Here is a 17,953-nt window from a genome sequence, read left to right as displayed (position 1 = left end):
GTACCCTGGTGGGATGCCCGAGCAGTTCTCCCGCCCCGTCCGCCGTCCGACCCAGGCCTTCGACAACATCGTGGGCACCCACGATCCCGCTGAGGAGACCCGGATCGCGCACGCCACGGCATCCGCTCTGCTGACGCGCGTGCGCGCCGACGAGAGCGGCGTGAGCGCCGAACGCCTCGTGGCCTTCACCGACGAGCACGGCATCGACGAGATCGCGGAACTGTGGTCGAAGGCTCCCGCTCGCACGCTGCCGGGAGCCCTCTGGCGGCTGTATCTGCTGCAGCTCGCCATCCACGGCGATCCGCACACGGCCGCTCTGCTGTACGAGCGGGGGCGCATCGAGTTGGCCTCGGCGGATGCGGCGATCGCCGGGGCTCCGGTGCCGGCGAACCCCGATGAGCTCGTCGCTCTGATCGACACGATCCTCCGCGGGGCTTTTCGGGGCGACTTCGCCGTGGCGCTCGACCGTGCGGCGGCGTTCTGTCGTGTGCAGGCGTCGGGTGCCACCCACACGGCCGACGATTACGAGCAGACCGAGCCGTCGCGCGCGAGCGAGCTGACCACGCGCGCGCTGCGCCTCAGCAGCTATGCGCAGGATCTCTCGGCGTCCGCGGTGCTCTGGCGCACCGGCGGCCTCGCCTGAAACGCAGAGAGGCTTCCGTCTGGGCGGTGCATCCAGACGGCGCCCGGACATGAAAAGACCGGGCCGCAAGAACGCCTCTCGGCGGAAGGCCGCTCGCAGCGGCGAAAATTGGAGCCCGGGGTTATGCGGCCCGGCCACTCCAGTGTAACAAGATCGCACCGCGGCTATTCCCGGGGCCTAGGCTCGGATCATGACCCGGCGCTTTGCTCTCATGATCGATCCGGCGGCGGTCGACGCCGACCGCAGTGACTTCGCAGACACGTTCACCCTGGTGGATGCCGCGGCACCCGCGCTCAGCGTGGGTGAGCTGAGCACCCAGCGCGGTGACGGCGTGTTCGAGTCGATCGGCGTGGTCGACGGCCATGCTCAGGAGGTCGTGCCCCACCTCGAACGCCTCGCGCATTCCGCCGAGCTCTGCGACCTTCCGCTGCCGAACCAGGCGCAGTGGCATCAGGCGATCGACCGCGCGGCGGCCGACTGCGGGCCGGGGGAGTACGTCATCAAGCTCATCCTCAGCAGGGGCGTCGAGCACGGACCGACGCCGACCGCGTGGGTCACGGCGGCGCCGGCATCCGACTTCTCGACCGTGCGTCAGAACGGCGTGCGCGTGGTGACGCTCGATCGTGGGTACGACCTCGATGTGGCAGAGCGGGCGCCATGGCTGCTGCTGGGCGCCAAGACCCTGTCGTACGCGGTCAACATGGCTGCCCTGCGTGAGGCGCACCGTCGCGGTGCGGACGACGCGATCTTCCTCTCGCGCGACGGCTTCGTGCTCGAGGCACCCACCGCATCGCTGATCCTGCGCTTCGGGGATCGGTTCGTCACGCCCGCGCCGAACGGTGGAATCCTGCACGGCACGACGCAGCTGAGCGTCTACGAGTACCTCGCCGGACGCGGATTCACAGCGGAGTACGGGCAGATCCCGGCATCCGATCTCTCCCGCGCGGATGCCGCCTGGTTGGTCTCGAGTGTCAGGCTCGCGGCCCCGATCACCGCCGTCGACGACACTGCCCTCTCGGTCGACCACGCCCTCACATCCGACCTCAACACCTACCTGCTGTCCCCTCGCGACTGACCCCCGGCCCCTAACCTCTCCCCTCCGCCCCGGAAAACAGAGGCTGTGTGATGCCGCCTCGGCGTGTCACCGGGCGACCTGCCGCGGCCACGGAGAGGTGTCCGGGTTTTCCCACATCAATCAGCTGAGCGCGAGGCGCGTCAGGGCTCCTCGCACCGCATCCTCGACCGTCTGCCAGTCGTGGACGACCATCGCGTAGGTGAAGCGAAGCGTCTCGTAGCCGAGAGCGGACGCCACGGCGTCGCGCCCGAGATCCTTGATCCGTGCCGCGCTGCCCTCGTGATTCTCGCGTCCGTCCGCCTCGATGATGAGCCTGTCGCCGATGACGAAGTCGACTTCGCCCACACCCTCGATCATGACCTGGCATCGGACCATGACCCCGATGCGGTGCAGGCGAAGGCGAATGAGCGATTCCAGGCCGCTGTCGGCATCGGACCGCGCGAAGGCGAGCAGCCACCGGTGGTCGAGAGGCAGATGCCGAGCTAGCCACGCCATGTCGCGCGCGGAGAGGAGGGCCTGCCGGAGGGCGGATTCCAGGGCCGCGAAGAACGCGTCCTCTCCGGCGCAGTCGAGCATCTGCAGCAGGGTGTTGCGGAGGGGAGCGGGGAACCCGACCCGGACAGTGCCGTCGTCCCAGTGGATCCGGCACGCGTCTCGATTCAGGCGCGGCGTCCCTGCGCGACCCATCCATATGTGGGCTCGGGCGGTACGTCGAGGATCCACAGTCCGTGCAGGACTCCTGCGGCGCTGCATCCGATCGTGCCACCGTGCGCGGCAGCGTGCACAGCGTCGACGGGTGCATCGCGGAGTGCGTACACGCCCTGGCGGGGTCGGATGATGTCGCCGGCCCGGACCGCTCGGGTGCGCTCGGCCTCGGTGACGCCCTTGCGCTTCAGCTCCGCGGTCCGCGCCATGCGTCCGAGATCCTGCAGAACGACGTCAGCGCGCGCGAAACCCATCCGTCGATGTTCGCGTCGGCCTCGAGCACACCGCCCGTTCGGGCCCCGATCGCGCTGGCATCTGTGCAGTGACGGCTGTTCTCGCACCCTGTGCAGAAGGGGACGAAGACGGAAAACCCAGACCATGCGGCGGCGACTCGGCGTGTCTGAGGGTGACGCGCCGACCGGCCAGGTGATGGTCTGGGTTTTCCGAAAGCGAACGAAGCGGCGGAGCGGATGCTTACCCGAAGCGACCCGAGACGTAGTCCTCGGTGGCCTGCACGGACGGAGTCGTGAAGATCGTCGAGGTGTCGTCGTACTCGATGAGCTTGCCGGGCTTGCCGGTGCCGGCGATGTTGAAGAACGCCGTCTTGTCGGACACGCGGCTCGCCTGCTGCATGTTGTGGGTCACGATGACGACCGTGTAGTCGTTCTTGATCTCGGCGATGAGCTCTTCGATCGCGAAGGTCGAGATCGGGTCGAGAGCCGAGCAGGGCTCGTCCATGAGGATCACGTCGGGCGACACGGCGATCGCACGCGCGATGCAGAGACGCTGCTGCTGGCCGCCGGAGAGGCCGGAGCCCGGCTTGTCGAGGCGGTCCTTCACCTCGTTCCAGAGGTTGGCACCGCGCAGCGACTTCTCGACGAGGGCATCCTGGTCGCTCTTCGCCATGCGTGTGTTGTTGAGCTTGACGCCCGCGAGCACGTTCTCCTTGATCGACATGGTGGGGAACGGGTTCGGACGCTGGAACACCATGCCGACCTGACGGCGGACCAGCACGGGGTCGACGCTCGCGCCGTAGAGGTTCTTGCCGTCGATCAGCACCTCACCCTCGACGCGTGCGCCGGGGATGACCTCGTGCATGCGGTTCAGGGTGCGCAGGAAGGTCGACTTGCCGCATCCCGACGGACCGATGAATGCGGTGACGGTGTTGGGCTTGATGTCGATGTTGACGCCCTCGACGGCGAGGAAATCGCTGTAGTAGACGTTGAGGTCGTTGACTTCGATGCTCTTGGACACGAGAGGATCCTTCTTGTAGAAATCGGGTAGACGGCTCAGCGGCCGTTGATCTTGGGGGCGAACACCTTGGCGATGACGCGCGCCAGCAGGTTGAGCACCATGACGATGACGATGAGCGTGAGGGCAGCGGCCCACGCGCGCTCGAGATAGGCGTCCACGGGGATGCCGGGGTACTTCGCCTGCATGTACGAGAAGACCGGTAGCGTCGCCATCTGCCCGCTGAACATGTTGAGGTTCATCCCCTGCACGACACCGACCGTGAGCAGCAGCGGTGCGGTCTCGCCGATCACGCGGGAGATCGCGAGCATGATGCTCGTGGTGATACCCGCGATGGCGGTGGGCAGGACGACCTTGATGATCGTCAGCCACTTCGGCACACCGAGCGCGTAGGCGGCCTCGCGGAGCTCGTTCGGCACGATGCGCAGCAGCTCCTCGGAGCCTCGCACCACGACCGGGATCATGAGCACCGAGAGCGCGAGCGATCCCATGATGCCCATTCGGGTGCCGGGGCCGACGATGAGAGCGAACACCGAGTAGATGAACAGACCGGCGACGATCGAGGGGATGCCGGTCATGACGTCGACGAGGAACGTGATGCCGCGGGCGAGCCTGCGGCCCTCACCGTACTCGACCAGGTAGATCGAGGTCATCAGCCCGATCGGGACTGAGATGATCGTGGCGCCCAGGGTGATCAGGAGCGTTCCGTAGATGGCGTGGACGGCGCCGCCGCCCTCGCCGACGATGTTGCGCATCGAGAAGCTGAAGAACTCCCCGTCGAACCGCATCAGGCCGTTCACGACGACCGTGTACAGCAGCGAGATGAGCGGCAGGAGCGCGACGACGAACGCCCCGGACACGAGCGCGGTCATCAGGCGGTCGACCGCGTGACGACGGCTCTCGATCACCGACGAGATCACATAGATCAGGATGATGTAGAACACCAGTCCGACGACGAGCGTCAGCGCGATGTTGAAGTCGGCCGGGTCGCCGCCCGCGTTCATGAAGGCGAAGATCGTGCCCGAGACGACGAACGCGATCAGGAGCAGGGCCCAGGGCGCCCACTTGGGCAGGTGGCCCGCAGACGTGGAGTGCGTGGTGGTGGCGACGGGCGCCGGGGTGAGCGTGGCGGTCATGTCAGTTGGCTCCCGAGAACTCGGCGCGGCGCGAGACGATCCAGCGGGCGATGAAGTTGACCGCGAAGGTCACGATGAAGAGGATCAGGCCGGCCGCGATGAGCGTGTTGACGCCCTCGTCGTGGGCCTCGGGGAAGCGCAGCGCGATGATCGCGGGGATCGTCGTGGGGTTCTCCGGGTTGATCAGGTTGAAGGTGATGATGCCGAGGGGCGAGAGCACGAGGGTCACGGCCATGGTCTCGCCGAGCGCGCGGCCGAGACCGAGCATCGCACCCGAGACCATGCCGCTGCGGGCGAAGGGCAGCACGGCCATGCGGACCATCTCCCAGCGCGTCGCACCGAGGGCGAGCGCCGCCTCTTCGTGCAGCTTCGGCGTCTGCAGGAAGACCTCGCGGCAGATGGCGGTCATGATCGGGAGGATCATGACCGCGAGCACGAGGGATGCCGTGAGGATCGTCTTGCCGGTACCGGAGGGGGTGCCGCTGAAGAGCGGGATCCACCCGAGATTCTCGTTGAGCCACTTGTAGAAGGGCACGAGCATCGGCGCGAAGGTCAGCGCGCCCCAGAGGCCGAAGACCACTGACGGAACCGCGGCGAGGAGGTCGATCACGTAGCCCAGCACACCGGCGAGGCGGCGCGGGGCGTAGTGCGAGATGAAGAGGGCGATGCCGATGGCGACGGGCGCCGCGATCACGAGGGCGATGAAGCTCGACCACAGGGTGCCGAACACGAAGGGCCACACCCAGGAGAGGAACGCCTGTCCCTCGAGGATGTGGTTGTTGCTCGTGTCGGGCGAGAGTGCCGGGAGCGCCTGGACGATGAGGAAGATCGCCACCGCTGCGAGCGTGACGAGGATGATGATCCCCGCTCCGAGCGCGGTGCCGGAGAAGATGAGGTCGCCCCGTCGGCGCAGCGCGGGGCGCGAACCGGGGGAACGGGTGGTGTCGGGACCCGCCTGGGTGGTGGTCATCGGGGCTGCTCCACGATCTGCTCTGAGGGGCTTTCGGGTGTCTTCATGCGGGTGCCCCCGGGTGTCGGTCGAGATCCTTCGACCGACACCCGGGGGCCTCGGTGCCGGAGCTCAGCGGAGTGCTGAGCGCCCGGTCACTCCGTGACGATCGCGTCGATCGCGGTGGTGATCTGCTCGCGCAGGCTGTCGGAGATGGGTGCGCTGCCGGCGGCCTCGGCCGCAGCATCCTGTCCCTCGGCCGATGCTACGTACTCGAAGTACGCCTTCACGAGGCCGGCGGTCTCGGCGTCGTCGTACTCGACACAGCCGATGAGGTAGGAGACGAGGGCGATCGGGTACGAGCCGGCCGGAGCTGCGGCCGGGTCGACGTCGAACGCGAGGTCGTGGTCTGAGCGGCCCTCTTCGAGCGGCGAGGCCTCGACGAGGGCGGCGGCCGCCTCGGCCGAGTACGCGACGTACTCGCCCTCGACCTGCACGGCGACCTGGCCGAGCTCCGAGGTGCGTGAGGCGTCGGCGAAGCCGATGTAGCCCGAGCCGTTCGAGATCGCGTCGACGACACCCGAGGTTCCGTCGCCGGCCTCACCGGTCGAGAGCGGCCACTCGTCGCTGGCCTCGTAGGTCCAGACGTCGGGGGCGACGGCGCTGAGGTACTTCGTGAAGGTCTCCTGCGTGCCCGACGCGTCGGCGCGGTGCACCGGGATGATCGCCTGGTCGGGAAGGGCGACGCCCTCGTTCTGCGACGCGATGGCCGGGTCGTTCCACTTCGAGATGGCGCCCGAGAAGATGCCCGCGAGGGTCTTGCCGTCGAGGTTCAGCTCGTCGATGCCCTCGAGGTTGAAAGCGACCGCGACGGGCGAGATGTAGACAGGGATCTCGACGATCTCGTCGGAGGTGCAAGAGCCGAAGCCGCCCTTGGCGATCTCGTCGGCGTTGAACGCGCGGTCGGAGCCGATGAAGTTCGACGAACCTGCGATGAAGTTCTCGCGGCCGGTGCCCGAACCGGTCGCGGTGTAGTTGATCGTGGTGTCGGGGTTGGCGGTCTGGAACGCGGCGACCCAGGACTGCTGCGCAGCCTCCTGCGACGAGGCGCCGGTGGCCTCGATCGTGCCCGTCAGGGTCGAGGTGGGGGCGTCGGACGAGCCGCCGCCGGTGTTGCCGCCTTCGTTCGCGGCACAGCCTGCGAGAGCCAGAGCGGCCACGGCGCCGACGGCGCCGATACGTGCGATTCGGGAGATCTTCACTGTGGATCCTTCGATCATGGATGGGTGGGGCCCGGTGCAGGGCACACAGTGACGCTAGGTGCGGCGGTTAACGAGACTCGACCCCGCAGGTGAACGGAAGGTGAACGGCGCGCGTCTCTCTGGGGCGGATCCGCGGGAACACGCGGATCTTCCGGTCTGCGAAGAGGGTCAGACTTTAGGGATGTGCGTCTCGATCGCGATGATCCCCGACCCGGGATTGGACGCCGAGAGGTGCACGACCGAGAACGCGGCGGGCTCGAGATCGGCCGCGCTGCTCACATACGATCCCTGGATCGTCCCGGTCGCGAGCGCGATCTCGGAGAGGATGCCGGGCAGCACGGGGCCGTGGCTGCACAGCACCGCGGGCTTGCCCGAGCGGACGCGCCGGCCGATCACCGACCGCAGGTCGTCGTCGCCGTCCTCCCAGGCGTCCTGACTGATCAGCGCGGTCTTCACGACCTTGCGGTCGAGGGCCTTCGCCAGGGGGGTCACGGTCTGCACGCAGCGCACGGCATCGCTCGTGACGATCTTGCGGACGCCGAAGGCGCGCAGCGGCCCCACGATCGAGGCCGCCTGCTCGCGTCCGCGGTCGGTGAGAGGACGCGAGGCATCCGATCCGTCCCAGTCGGACCGCGCGAGAGCCTTGGCATGCCGCAGCGCGATCACCGGGAAGGTGCGCAGCACGCCGTCGTCGACGAGGTTCGTGAAGAAGTCGAGGATCTCGACATCGACGGGATAGCTGAGTCGCGACCGCGCCTTCTTCAGGCTCACCCACTCGATCGCCGCGATCTCGCGGTTGGGCACGAACGTCGAGGTGCGGATCGCATCCTCCGTCGCCTCGGCCGCCCAGTAGTGCACGACCTTCTGCTTGTTCGACGGCAGGTGATAGCGACTCACGCCGACCGGCACGCCGAGCGAGATGCGGATGCCGGTCTCCTCGTGCACTTCGCGCACCGCGGTCTCGGCGAGCATCTCACCGGGATCGACCTTGCCCTTCGGCAGCGTGATGTCGCGGTACTTGGTGCGATGGATCAGGAGGATCCGCAGCTTGCCGTCGACGAGTCGCCAGATGACGGCGCCCGCCGCATACACGGCCTTGTCGGTCCATTTGGACCGAGCTGTGCTCTTGACTCCGGTCGCCCCGTGGGAGGTCATCGGGTCGCCCGTGCGCGTCGGCGTCGCTGGATCAACCCCATCGTCTTGTCCTGCAGATCGATCAACGGCTTGCCCTCGGCGTCCTCGGCGTGCCGGGTCCACACGCCTTCGGCACCGAGGTGCCACGACGTGGTGCCGGGGTCCATCGCGAGGTCGAAGAACGCGAGCAGATCCTTCAGATGTCCGGGGTCGGTCACCCGCACCAGCGCCTCGACCCGGCGGTCGAGGTTGCGGTGCATCATGTCGGCGCTGCCGATGTAGACCTGCGGGTCGCCGTCGTTGTGGAAGGCGAAGATGCGCGAGTGCTCGAGGTAGCGACCGAGGATGCTGCGCACCGTGATGTTGTCACTGATGCCCGCGAGGTCGGTGCGCAGGCTGCAGATGCCCCGCACCCACACGTCGACCTTGACGCCGGCCGCGCTCGCGCGATACAGCGCGTCGATGACCTCTTCGTCGACCATCGAGTTGACCTTGATGCGGATGCCGGCGGGCTTGCTCGCCTCCGCGTTGCGGCGCTCGTTGTCGATCTGCCGCACGAGTCCCTTGCGCAGGTGCAGGGGTGCGACGAGCAGGCGCTTGAACTTCTTCTCGATCGCATAGCCGCTGAGCTCGTTGAACAGGCGGGTGAGGTCCTTGCCGACCTGGGCGTCGGTGGTGAACAGCCCGAAGTCCTCGTAGATGCGACTGGTCTTCGGGTTGTAGTTGCCGGTGCCGATGTGCGAGTAGTGGCGCAGCACGCCGTCTTCCTCGCGGATCACCAGAGCCAGCTTGCAGTGCGTCTTGAGTCCCACCAGGCCGTACACGACATGCACGCCCGCCTTCTCGAGCTTGCGTGCCCAGACGATGTTGTTCGCCTCGTCGAAGCGCGCCTTGACCTCGACCAGAGCGAGGACCTGCTTGCCGGCCTCGGCGGCGTTGATCAGGGCCTCGACGATCGGGCTGTCGCCCGAGGTGCGGTAGAGGGTCTGCTTGATGGCGAGCACGTGGGGGTCGCGCGCGGCCTGTTCGAGGAACGCGACGACGCTCGTGGTGAACGACTCGTACGGGTGGTGCACGAGCACATCCGACTTGCGGATCGCCTTGAAGATGTCGGCGCGCGTGTTGCTGCCGGTGGGCTGGAAGGCCACCGCGGTGGTCGGCAGGTGCGGCGGGTAGCGCAGGTCGGGACGATCGATGCGCGAGAGGTCGAAGAGACCGCGCAGGTCGAGCGGTCCGGGGATGCGATAGATCTCCTGGTCCGTGATGTCGAGCTCGCGGACCAGCAGGTCCATCGTGACCTCGTCCATGTCATCGGTGATCTCGAGGCGGATGGGCGGGCCGAAGCGACGGCGCAGCAGCTCGGCCTCGAGTGCCTGAATCAGGTTCTCGCTCTCGTCCTCCTCGATCTCCACATCCTCGTTGCGCGTGAGGCGGAACGCGTGGTGGTCGAGCACCTCCATGCCCGGGAACAGGTCGCCGAGGTGGTTCGCGATCAGTTCTTCGAGGCGCAGGAACCGCTTGATCTCGCCGGTGCCCGGTACCTCGACAAAGCGCGGGAGCATGGGCGGCACCTTGAGTCGCGCGAACTCCTGGCGCCCCGTGCGCGCATTGCGGATGCGGATCGCGAGGTTCAGCGACAGACCCGAGATGTAGGGGAACGGGTGCGCGGGGTCGACGGCCAGCGGCATCAGCACCGGGAAGACCTGGGCGCCGAAGTACTCCGAGAGCTTGGCGCGCTCCTCGTCGGAGAGCTCCGTCCAGTCGGCGATCTCGATGCCCGACTCCGCGAGAGCGGGCCGCACGAGCGAGGTCCAGGCCTCGGCGTGACGCAGCTGCAGGGCATGAGCCTCACGGGCGATGTCGGCCAGCGCATCGGCGGGGGAGCGGCCGATGTTGGTGGGCACCGCGAGGCCGGTCACGATGCGGCGCTTGAGGCCCGCGACGCGGACCATGAAGAACTCGTCGAGGTTGCTCGCGAAGATCGCCAGGAAGTTCGCGCGCTCGAGCTCCGGCAGCGACGGATCCTCGGCGAGCTCGAGGACGCGCTGATTGAACGCGAGCCAGCTGAGCTCACGGTCGAGGTAGCGGTGGTCGGGCAGCAGCGCGTCCGGCGACTCGATGGCGTCGAAGTCGTCGTCTTCAGCATCGCCGAGACCTGCGTCGGCGAGAGCGGGATCGATCATGGGGTACATCTAAGCACCGTGAGGTGACGTGCGTGTGAACGCAGCTCTCTGTGTCACCGTGCGGCGGGGACGCTCTCGTCCTCGTTGACGTTGAAGCGGTACCCCACGTTGCGCACGGTGCCGATGATCTGCTCCTGGTCGCCGAGCTTCGCGCGCAGGCGACGCACGTGCACATCGACCGTGCGCGTGCCGCCGAAGTAGTCGTATCCCCAGACCTCGCTGAGCAGCTGTTCGCGGGTGAAGACGCGCGACGGATGCGTGGCGAGGAAGTGCAGGAGCTGGAACTCCTTGTACGTCAGGTCGAGAGGCCGGCCGCGCAGCTTCGCCGAATACGACTGCTCGTCGATCACGACGCCCGATGCCTGCACCCGAGACGGCTCGGCTGTCTCCTCGTGCCGGGCGAGGGCGAGTCGGACCCGCGCGTCGGCCTCGGCAGGGCCGGCTGTGGTGAGCAGCACGTCGTCGATGCCCCAGTCGCCCGAGAGGGCGCTCATGCCGCCCTCGGTGACGACGAGCAGCAGAGGAGCGTCCTGCCCGGCCGCGCGCAGCAGGCGGCAGAGCGACTTCGCGCCGACGAGGTCGTGGCGGCCGTCGACGATCACGATGTCGTAGTCGGGCGCGCTGACGAGTTGGGCCGGCTCGGCGGGGATCTGTCGCACGCGGTGGCTGAGAAGCTCCATGGCGGGCAGGACCTGCTCCGAGACCGGAGCGTTGGTCAAGACCAGGACCTGGGCCACACGCACTCCTTCCGGACGGCTGATGTATCGCCGTGCCGCAATGATACCGGGCGCCGATGGGTCACAATGGAGTCATGTCGGAACCTGCGCTCGCACCGCGTAACGAGTTCGTCGGCGTGCTCGCCGTCTGGGCGGTCGCACTGGTCGGCTCGATCGCCATCGGGATCTTCGTGCCCGAGGTGTACCGCATGCAGTGGCTGCTCGTGGCGTTCGGCGGTGTCGTGCTGCTCTCGTTCGCGGTGCAGCTGTGGCACGGACGCACCCAGGGCTTCATCCTCCGCGTCGGCGGAAGCGCCATCGGCGCACTGCTGCTCATGGGCATGATCTCGGTCGGCTTCGGCCTCGCCGCGCTCGCCTCCTGACCCCCACGATCCCGTCATCGCGAGAGGCGACACTCCCGCGTGCGGAGGGTAGGGTGGAGCCATGGACCTCATGGCGCTCGAATTCTTCTTCATCGGCCTCCTGGGACTCGCGAGCCTCGCTATCGCATTCGTCTCGGTCGTGGTGCTGCGCAACCTCTTCCGCGGCCAGCGCTGAGCTCGTCGTGATCGATCTCCCCACCGACCTCCCCGCCGATCTCGTCCCGCTCTCGTGGCTGATCGGCGTGTGGGAGGGCACCGGAGTCATCGACTACCCGGTCGACGGGAAGCAGCTGCGCGGCGAGTTCGCGCATCGCGTGAGCTTCAGCCATGACGGCGGCCCTTTCCTCAACTACTCGGCCACCGCGACCTTCACAGGCGACGACGGCTCGACATCCGTTCCGCTCGTCGCCGAGACCGGATACTGGCGTCTGACCCGACCGGCGACCGATGCCGACTCCGGTCCGGGGCTTCTTCCTCCGCTGGGCGTCACGGTCGACCGCGGCGTCGATGACGTCGAGGCGCTGCGCGCGGCATCCGGTGGCTTCCCGATCGAGGTGTCGATCGCGCACTCCGACGGGATGCTCGAGCTCTACCTCGGCGAGATCAACGGCCCTCGGGTCGACATCGCCACCGACGCCGTCGTGCGCGGCGCGGGCGCGAAGGAGTACGGCAGCGCCACGCGCCTGTACGGCCTCGTCGACGGCCACCTGCTCTGGGCGTGGGACATCGCTGCGCTGGGCACTCCGCTGCGCTCGCATGCTTCGGCGCGCCTCGCGAAGGTCTGACATGCCCGGCTTCTCCGACATCGAGGGCGCCGTCTCGGGTGACCAGGGCATCGCCCATTTCGGCGACGTCTTCCGAGAGCAGCGCCGCCTCGCGGCGGGTGCGGCTCTCGTCCCCCTCGACGACAGGACCGTCATCGAGGTCGCGGGTCCCGAGCGTCTCGGCTGGCTCGACTCGATCACCTCGCAGGCTCTCGGGCGCCTCGCCGCCGGTGACAGCACCGAGTTGCTCGTGCTCGACCCGCAGGGTCGCGTGGAGCATGCCGCGGGCGTCGTCGACGACGGGTCGTCGACCTGGCTGATCGCCGATGCCGGCGACGCCGACGCTCTCGCCACCCGGCTGCAGCGCATGAAGTTCCGCACGCAGGCGACGATCGAGGTCCGCCCCGATCTCGCGCTGCTCGGTTTCGTCGACGGTGGGGCTGCGTCCGAGCGCGCTCGAGCCGCGGCATCCGCCCCCGCGGGCGCTCCGATCGTCTGGTCGGATCCCTGGCAGCGGGTGAGTGCGGGCGGACATCAGTACGCCGAGGTCGCCGAGCACCCGGGTGCAGAGCTCGCGTGGCGGATCGCCGTCGTCCCGCGCGGCGCGGCGGACTCTCTCGCGGCAACGCTGTCGGCAGAAGACGTCGCGGGCCTTCTCGCGGCAGAGGCGCTGCGCGTCGCCGCGTGGCGGCCGCGCTGGTCGGCCGAGGTCGACGAGCGCTCGCTGCCGCACGAGTCCGACTGGATCCGCACGGCCGTGCACCTGAACAAGGGCTGCTACCGCGGTCAGGAGACGGTGGCGAAGGTGCACAACCTCGGCCACCCGCCGCGTCGCCTCGCCGCGCTGCACCTCGACGGCAGCGACGATGTGCTGCCGTCCGCCGGCGATCCCGTCTTCGCCGGTGACGACGAGGTCGGGAGCATCACGTCCGTCGCGCGGCATCACGAAGACGGTCCGATCGCGCTCGCGATCCTCTCGCGCCGCACCCCGGTCGGCGATCTCGTCGTGCGCGCCGAGGGCGTGGACATCGCCGCGACGCAGCAGGTCATCGTGCCGGCGGATGCCGGTGCCACGGCCGACATCCCTCGACTCACCCGGCTGTCGCGACGCCCGAGCGCCCCGGATCCCCGCCACGCGGTCTGACCCGTCGCGGCCGGCGTCCCACGTCGGTCAGGGCAGCGGCGCCACGGCCTCCCAGGGCAGCGTGAGCTCGCCCAATCGCCACCGGGCCTTCCCGCCCGACACCGGCCAGCCCTGATCGCGCAGTGCGCCCACCGCAGCCAGGAAGCGCTGGGTCGCGCCGAACGTCGACAGCGCCGCGGCGCGGTCCCATTCCCGGTCGAGATCGACGAGCAGGGCGTGCACGCGCTCGCCCGGCACGTTGCGGTGGATCAGCGCCTTCGGCAGGCGTTCGGCGACGATGCTCGGATGCTCGAGCTCGGCGAGTCGGAGGGAGATCGTGAATCGCCGCGGCGTCGCATGGTGGTCGACGTCGATCCAGCTCGCCACGCGCCCGATCTCGTCGCAGGTGCCCTCGATCAGCAGACCGCCCGGGGCGAGGCGGGCCGTCGTCGTGCGCCACGCTCCGGCGACGTCGGCCTCGTCGTACTGGCGCAGCACGTTCATGGCGCGGATGACCGAGGGGCGGCGGCCGTCGGGGAGCGGCACCTCGAACCCGCCCCGTGCGAACGTGACGCGCAGGTCGGGGTCGAACGGGGTGAGCCCCGCACGCACCGCGAGCAGCTGCTCGTTCGCGGTGGCGACCCGTGCGGGGTCGATCTCGAGGCCCCGGACCTCGGCATCCCGTCGGACGCGCTGCAGCCGTGTCGCGAGCTCGAACGCCGTGACACCGCTCGCACCGTAGCCGAGGTCGATCACGAGCGGATCCGTCGCGCGCCGGAACGCGGGGCTGGCGGCTATCCACCGGTCGTTGCGGCGCAGGCGGTTCGTCCCGGTGGTGCCGCGGGTCGGCCGACCGAGAGGAGATGACGCCATGCGTCAATCCTCCCAGGGTGGGGGCGTGGACGCGTCGACCTGCGCCGATAAACTGGGCCCATGACTGCGAAGCGCACCCTGATCCTGCTCCGTCACGGCCGGAGCGAGTGGAACGAACTGAACCTCTTCACCGGCTGGGTGGATGTCCGCCTCAACGAGCAGGGCCGCACCGAGGCCCGTCGCGGCGGAGAACTGCTCGCCGAGGCCGGCATCCTGCCCGACGTCCTGCACACCTCGCTGCTGAGCCGCGCGATCCAGACCGCGAACATCGCGCTCGACGCCGCCGACCGTCTGTGGATCCCCGTGACCCGCTCGTGGCGTCTCAACGAGCGCCACTACGGCGCCCTGCAGGGCAAGGACAAGGCGCAGACGCTCGAGGAGTTCGGCCCCGAGCAGTTCCAGCTGTGGCGCCGGTCGTTCGACGTGCCGCCGCCCGTGCTCGACGACGACAGCGAGTTCAGCCAGGTGCACGACCCGCGCTACGCGGGCATCGACGGCGAGGTGCCGCGTACCGAGTCCCTGAAGCTCGTGATCGACCGACTGCTCCCGTACTGGGAGAGCGCGATCGTCCCGGATCTCGAGGCCGGCAAGACGGTTCTCGTCACGGCCCACGGCAACTCGCTGCGCGGACTCGTGAAGCACCTCGAGGGCATCAGCGACGAGGACATCGCCGAGCTGAACATCCCCACCGGCATCCCGCTCGTGTACGAGCTCGACGAGAACAACGTGCCGACGGGACCCGGTCGCTATCTCGACCCCGAGGCCGCCGCGGCCGGAGCGGCAGCGGTCGCCGCGCAGGGCAAGAAGTAACGACACACACGAAGGGGCGGATGCTGACAGCATCCGCCCCTTCGTCGTACCGTGACGCGGGTCAGGCGTGGCCGAACTCGCGCTGCTGCTCGGCGGCCGACAGGAAGTCCTCTTCGTCGACGTGCCAGTCGCCCGTGGCGAGGTAGACGACCTTCTTGGCGACGGCGACCGCATGGTCGGCGAAGCGCTCGTGATAGCGGCTGGCGAGGGTGGCGTCGACCGTGGCGGTGGCCTCACCCTTCCAGTTGTCGCTGAGCACCTTCTCGAACACGCTCGCGTGCAGTTCGTCGATGTCGTCGTCGGTGTTGCGGATCGTGTCGGCGAGACGCAGGTCCTGCGTGCGGAGCAGTTCGCTGAGGGTGCGGGAGATCTCGACGTCCAGCTCGCCCATCTTGGTGAAGGTGCCCTTGAGGCCCTTCGGGATGGCACGCTCAGGGAAGCGCAGGCGAGCCAGCTGGGCGATGTGCTCGGACATGTCTCCCATGCGCTCGAGCGACGCGCTCACGCGCAGTGCGAAGACGACGATGCGCAGATCGCGGGCGACCGGCTGCTGGCGGGCGAGGATCTCGATGGCCTGCTCGTCGAGAGCGACCGCGAGCTCGTCGATCTTCGCGTCGTCGGCGATGACCTCTTCGGCGAGGGCGACGTCGCTCGTGGCGAACGCGCGGGTGGCCTTGTCGATCGAGACCGTGACGAGGTCTGCGATCTCGACGAGGCGCGACTGCAGGTCCTCGAGGGACTGGTGGAAGACTTCGCGCATGGTGGGGCGCAACCTTTCATTCGGGTCTCGGCTGTGTGTCAGCGCGAGACGGCTGGGGCGTCCGCGCGAGAGGAGGTCCGCGCTCCCGCACAGGCCCGAAGCGATTGTCTGCCCCGAAGGTTAACGAACGGTGCCCAGCACGTGAATAGTACTTCTCGCTCTGGTCTCGCGCCCGGTTAACGCGCCGGTCGGCAGGTGAACGCACTCTACTCTGGACACATGACCCTGCCGCAGACCGCGCTGCTCGCGCTGGCCGTCGGCCTCGTGATCGGTGTCGGACTCTCACTCCTCCTGGTGTGGGCGTACCGCGCGAGGGCCCGCATCGCCGAGGAGACGTCACTCGTCGTTCCCGACGGCGTCACCGCCGTGCTCCGGAGCATGGACGACGCGGCATGCGTCGTCGACGCGTCGGGGCTCGTGCTGGCGGTCTCGAAGGCTGCGGCGCGGTTCGGCATCCGGGTCGGCGCCCCGCTCGAGAACCCGGAACTTCGTCAGCTTCTGCGGAGCGTGCGCAGCGAGGGCGGCTCGCACACCGAGTCGATGCGCATCACCCGTGGCGGACTCAGCCTCGACCCTCGTCTGGTCTCGGCGCGCGCGAGCGCGATCAGCCCCCGCATGTCACTGCTCATCATCCGAGACGTCACGGAGCAGGAGCGGCTCGATCAGATGCGCCGCGACTTCGTCGCGAACACCAGTCATGAACTCAAGACACCGGTGGGCGCGGTCACGCTGCTCGCCGAGGCGATCGAGTCGGCAGCCGACGACCCGGCCCAGGTGCGGCACTTCCCGACGCGGATCTCGGCCGAGGCCACGCGGCTTGGGCAGCTCACCGGACGCATCATGAGCCTGTCGAGGCTGCAGGCGGACGACACCCTGACCGATGCGCGACCCGTGTCGATCGACGAGGTGATCGCGTCCTCGATCGAGGCCCACGTCGTGCAGGCGGACTCGGCGGGAGTGGAGCTCGCCCGAGGCGGCGACCGCGGCGTCTGGGTGCACGGTGACCCGCAGATCCTCATCGAGGCCTTCGGCAACCTCATCGCGAACGCGATCGTCTATTCTCCTCGAGGTTCGCGGGTCGGCGTCGGCGTGAAGGCCGACGCCGGTGTCGTCGAGGTCGCCGTGTCCGATCAGGGCATCGGCATCTCCGAGGGCGACCGCGAGCGGATCTTCGAACGGTTCTACCGCGCCGACGAGGCCCGTTCCCGTCGCACCGGAGGCACGGGGCTCGGCCTGTCGATCGTCAAGCACGCGACCCAGCGGCACGGCGGCGAGGTGACCCTGTGGTCGCGCCCGGGGCGTGGATCGACCTTCACCATCAGACTTCCCCGCATCGATGCTCCCGAGGGCATCGAGGACGACAAGAAGAGCAAGAAGAAGCGCGAGCGCAAGGCGGCGAAGGCCGCGGCTCGCGTCCGAAACGGAGAGAACGCATGACCCGCATCCTTCTCGTCGAAGACGAGCCCGACCTCGCCGACCCGCTGGCGTATCTGCTGCGCCGCGAAGGGTTCGAGGTCGAGATCGCCGAAGACGGCCCCGGCGCGCTGACGGCCTTCCGTGAGCGCGGTGCCGACATCGTGCTGCTCGACCTCATGCTGCCGGGCATGCCCGGCACCGAGGTCTGCCGGCAGATCCGCTCGACCTCGGCCGTGCCGATCATCATGCTCACGGCCAAGGACTCCGAGGTCGACATCGTCGTGGGTCTCGAGCTGGGCGCCGACGACTACATCACCAAGCCCTATTCCTCGCGGGAGCTGCTCGCGCGCATGCGGGCCGTGCTGCGCCGAGTGGTGCAGGCCGAGAGCGAGCTCGACGAGCGTGTGCTCGACGGCGGTCGGGTCTCGCTCGACATCGACCGGCACACGGTCTCGGTCGCGGGCCAGCAGATCAACATGCCGCTCAAGGAGTTCGAGCTGCTCGAGGTGCTCATGCGCAACTCGGGTCGGGTGCTCACCCGGGGCCAGCTGATCGACCGGGTGTGGGGCAGCGACTACTTCGGAGACACCAAGACGCTCGACGTGCACATCAAGCGCATCCGCTCGCGCATCGAGGAGAACCCGGGTGAGCCGGTGATGCTGGTCACCGTGCGTGGCCTCGGCTATCGCTTCGAAGGCTGACACGGCCCTCATTCCGACGGCGGACATGACAGAGGCCGGCACCCCGCGGGGTGCCGGCCTCTGTCGTTC

General features: G+C 68.6%; 19 protein-coding genes. 8 read left to right on the top strand and 11 right to left on the bottom strand.

Annotated elements, in window-relative coordinates; all coding sequences use genetic code 11:
• Positions 1-13: 13 nt before the first annotated feature.
• Positions 14-643 carry a DNA-directed RNA polymerase subunit beta gene (locus tag IXW21_RS08075; RefSeq protein WP_194763740.1) on the top strand — a complete coding sequence of 210 codons (630 nt, stop codon included), beginning with the start codon at positions 14-16 and terminating at the stop codon, positions 641-643.
• A 190-nt stretch (positions 644-833) separates the two neighbouring features.
• Entirely contained in the window at positions 834-1,718 is an 885-nt protein-coding gene (locus IXW21_RS08070; protein ID WP_194763739.1) for an aminodeoxychorismate lyase, read from the top strand.
• A 120-nt stretch (positions 1,719-1,838) separates the two neighbouring features.
• On the opposite strand, the gene IXW21_RS08065 is transcribed toward IXW21_RS08070, so the two are convergent.
• From IXW21_RS08065 to IXW21_RS08025, 9 genes are all read right to left on the bottom strand, one after another.
• Positions 1,839-2,294, bottom strand: a complete 456-nt coding sequence (locus IXW21_RS08065; RefSeq protein WP_194763738.1) for an endonuclease domain-containing protein — start codon at positions 2,292-2,294, stop codon at positions 1,839-1,841.
• Positions 2,295-2,377: 83 nt separating this feature from the next.
• Entirely contained in the window at positions 2,378-2,677 is a 300-nt protein-coding gene (locus IXW21_RS08060; RefSeq protein WP_194763737.1) for a type IV toxin-antitoxin system AbiEi family antitoxin domain-containing protein, read from the bottom strand.
• A 220-nt stretch (positions 2,678-2,897) separates the two neighbouring features.
• Positions 2,898-3,677: a phosphate ABC transporter ATP-binding protein PstB gene (pstB, locus tag IXW21_RS08055; protein WP_194763736.1), complete on the bottom strand. Its 780-nt coding sequence runs from the start codon at positions 3,675-3,677 to the stop codon at positions 2,898-2,900.
• A 35-nt stretch (positions 3,678-3,712) separates the two neighbouring features.
• Entirely contained in the window at positions 3,713-4,810 is a 1,098-nt protein-coding gene (gene pstA, locus IXW21_RS08050) for a phosphate ABC transporter permease PstA (protein ID WP_194763735.1), read from the bottom strand.
• Between the two features lies 1 nt (position 4,811).
• Positions 4,812-5,780, bottom strand: a complete 969-nt coding sequence (gene pstC, locus IXW21_RS08045; protein ID WP_194763734.1) for a phosphate ABC transporter permease subunit PstC — start codon at positions 5,778-5,780, stop codon at positions 4,812-4,814.
• 134 nt (positions 5,781-5,914) lie between these two features.
• Positions 5,915-7,021 (bottom strand): phosphate ABC transporter substrate-binding protein PstS, encoded by a 1,107-nt coding sequence (pstS, locus tag IXW21_RS08040; RefSeq protein ID WP_194763733.1) that lies wholly within the window; start codon positions 7,019-7,021, stop codon positions 5,915-5,917.
• A gap of 168 nt (positions 7,022-7,189) precedes the next feature.
• Complete coding sequence (locus tag IXW21_RS08035; protein WP_194763732.1) at positions 7,190-8,176, bottom strand: NUDIX hydrolase; 987 nt, start codon at positions 8,174-8,176, stop codon at positions 7,190-7,192.
• Entirely contained in the window at positions 8,173-10,338 is a 2,166-nt protein-coding gene (locus IXW21_RS08030) for an RNA degradosome polyphosphate kinase (protein WP_194763731.1), read from the bottom strand. The genes IXW21_RS08035 and IXW21_RS08030 overlap by 4 nt, the downstream gene beginning before the upstream one ends.
• A 53-nt stretch (positions 10,339-10,391) precedes the next feature.
• Entirely contained in the window at positions 10,392-11,075 is a 684-nt protein-coding gene (locus tag IXW21_RS08025; RefSeq protein ID WP_194763730.1) for a winged helix-turn-helix transcriptional regulator, read from the bottom strand.
• A 74-nt stretch (positions 11,076-11,149) separates the two neighbouring features.
• Here IXW21_RS08025 and IXW21_RS08020 point away from each other — a divergent pair, with 74 nt between their 5' ends.
• From IXW21_RS08020 to IXW21_RS08010, 3 genes are all read left to right on the top strand, one after another.
• On the top strand, positions 11,150-11,437 hold the full coding sequence (locus tag IXW21_RS08020; RefSeq protein WP_194763729.1) for a hypothetical protein: 288 nt from the start codon (positions 11,150-11,152) through the stop codon (positions 11,435-11,437).
• Between the two features lie 182 nt (positions 11,438-11,619).
• Complete coding sequence (locus IXW21_RS08015) at positions 11,620-12,222, top strand: FABP family protein (RefSeq protein WP_194763728.1); 603 nt, start codon at positions 11,620-11,622, stop codon at positions 12,220-12,222.
• Between the two features lies 1 nt (position 12,223).
• Positions 12,224-13,345, top strand: coding sequence for a YgfZ/GcvT domain-containing protein (locus IXW21_RS08010; RefSeq protein WP_194763727.1), 1,122 nt, complete (start codon positions 12,224-12,226; stop codon positions 13,343-13,345).
• A gap of 27 nt (positions 13,346-13,372) precedes the next feature.
• On the opposite strand, the gene IXW21_RS08005 is transcribed toward IXW21_RS08010, so the two are convergent.
• The gene (locus IXW21_RS08005; protein ID WP_194763726.1) at positions 13,373-14,197 is read right to left on the bottom strand and encodes a class I SAM-dependent methyltransferase; all 825 of its coding nucleotides are present in this window, start codon (positions 14,195-14,197) and stop codon (positions 13,373-13,375) included.
• A 60-nt stretch (positions 14,198-14,257) separates the two neighbouring features.
• Between IXW21_RS08005 and IXW21_RS08000 the strand changes: the two genes are divergently transcribed.
• The gene (locus IXW21_RS08000) at positions 14,258-15,007 is read left to right on the top strand and encodes a phosphoglyceromutase (protein ID WP_194763725.1); all 750 of its coding nucleotides are present in this window, start codon (positions 14,258-14,260) and stop codon (positions 15,005-15,007) included.
• A gap of 61 nt (positions 15,008-15,068) precedes the next feature.
• Here IXW21_RS08000 and phoU read toward each other — a convergent pair whose 3' ends face one another.
• On the bottom strand, positions 15,069-15,767 hold the full coding sequence (phoU, locus tag IXW21_RS07995; RefSeq protein WP_194763724.1) for a phosphate signaling complex protein PhoU: 699 nt from the start codon (positions 15,765-15,767) through the stop codon (positions 15,069-15,071).
• Between the two features lie 219 nt (positions 15,768-15,986).
• Here phoU and IXW21_RS07990 point away from each other — a divergent pair, with 219 nt between their 5' ends.
• Positions 15,987-17,204, top strand: a complete 1,218-nt coding sequence (locus IXW21_RS07990; protein WP_194763723.1) for a sensor histidine kinase — start codon at positions 15,987-15,989, stop codon at positions 17,202-17,204.
• A complete protein-coding gene (locus tag IXW21_RS07985; RefSeq protein WP_194763722.1) occupies positions 17,201-17,884 on the top strand; it encodes a response regulator transcription factor in 684 nt (227 codons plus the stop codon). The genes IXW21_RS07990 and IXW21_RS07985 overlap by 4 nt, the downstream gene beginning before the upstream one ends.
• Positions 17,885-17,953 lie beyond the last annotated feature (69 nt).

This window comes from Microbacterium sp. UFMG61 (assembly GCF_015354505.1).
Classification (GTDB): Bacteria; Actinomycetota; Actinomycetes; order Actinomycetales; family Microbacteriaceae; genus Microbacterium.
This window is presented reverse-complemented; position numbering and strand designations above follow the sequence as displayed.